General features: G+C 78.7%; 1 protein-coding gene and 1 pseudogene. Both read left to right on the top strand.

Features of this window, described 5'->3' with window-relative positions; genetic code table 11:
• Positions 1-185: pseudogene (locus DKT68_RS31020) on the top strand (hypothetical protein); the annotation flags it as partial.
• Positions 186-222: 37 nt separating this feature from the next.
• Entirely contained in the window at positions 223-1,272 is a 1,050-nt protein-coding gene (locus DKT68_RS00115; RefSeq protein WP_109815417.1) for a nitronate monooxygenase, read from the top strand.
• The last annotated feature ends 32 nt before the right edge of the window (positions 1,273-1,304 follow it).

Genomic DNA, 1,304 nt, shown 5'->3' with positions numbered 1-1,304 from the left:
CGGAGAGGTGTATAAGAGACAGCGCCCCCGCCGGCCCGCCGTCACCCACCGCCGCCCGCCCGGCGACGGAGCAGGTGGCCGCCGAGGGCGAACCGACCTGGCCACTGGCAGCCGGCGCCGGGGCGCTGCTGGCGCTGGTCGGGGTGGCCGGTGTGCTGTGGCGGCGACACACGGTCCGAAGGTGACGGCCGAACGCGAGGGTCGGTAGGACAGGATGGGTGGATGTCCCTGCTGTCCGCGTTGCGCCACCCGATCGTCGCCGCCCCGATGGCCGGTGGCCCGTCCACGCCGGCGCTCGTGTCCGCCGTCTCCACCGCCGGCGGGTTGGGCTTCCTGGCCGCCGGGATGATCGACGCCGGCCGGTTGGCCGCCGACATCGCCGAGGTCCGGGCCCGCACCGACCGGCCGTTCGGGGTCAACCTCTTCCTGCCCGCGACCGGCGCCGTCGACGAGGCCGCCATCCGGGCGTACGCCGACCGGCTCACCCCGCAGGCCGGCCAGCACGGCGTGACCCTGGGCGAGCCGGTGGGCGGCGACGACGGGTACCCGGACAAGCTGGCCATGCTGCTCGCGGACCCGGTCCCGGTGGTGTCGTTCGTCTTCGGGTTGCCGGATCGGGCGGCGGTGGCCGCGCTGCGGGAGCGGGGCACCGAGGTGTGGGCCACCGTCACCCGGCCGGCCGCCGCCACGGCCGCCGCCGCGCTCGGCGTGCACGCCGTGGTGGTGCAGGGCACCGAGGCCGGTGGGCATCGCGGTGGCCTGCCGGACGACGACGACTACGGGCTGCTGCCGCTGCTCCGGCTGGTCGCCGCCGGCTGCGAGGTGCCGCTGGTGGCCGCCGGCGGCATCGTCGACGGCCCCGGGGTGGCGGCGGTGCTCGCCGCTGGCGCGGCCGCGGCGCAGCTCGGCACGGCGTTCCTGCGCTGCCCGGAGGCGGGCACGTCGCCGATGCACCGGGCGGCGGTGGCCAGCTCCGAGCCGACCGCCCTGACCCGGGCGTACACCGGCAAGCGGGCTCGCGGCGTGGTCAACGACTTCCTGCGCCGCCACGACGCGGCGGCGCCGGCCGGCTACCCGCAGGTGCTGCACCTGACCCGCCCGCTGCTGGCCGCCGCGCGGCGCGACGGGGACGCCTCGGTGCCCAACCTCTGGGCGGGCCAGGCGCACCCCCTGGCCCGGGACCTGCCGGCGGCCGAGCTGGTCGCCGAGGTCAGCGCCGACGCCCGCCACGCGTTGGTGTCGGCGGCCGAGCGGGCGACCCGCCGGGGCTGACCGGATCGGCTGCCGCCCGGGCGGGCGGCCCG

Source organism: Micromonospora acroterricola, assembly GCF_003172955.1.
GTDB lineage: Bacteria > Actinomycetota > Actinomycetes > Mycobacteriales > Micromonosporaceae > Micromonospora > Micromonospora acroterricola.
The sequence above is the reverse complement of the archived record's forward strand: the minus strand, read 5'-3'. Positions and strand labels throughout refer to the sequence as shown.

Excerpts from the sequence above, each read along its gene's own strand:
- DKT68_RS00115 (WP_109815417.1), top strand. The coding sequence starts at position 223 with ATGTCCCTGCTGTCCGCGTTGCGCCACCCGATCGTCGCCGCCCCGATG.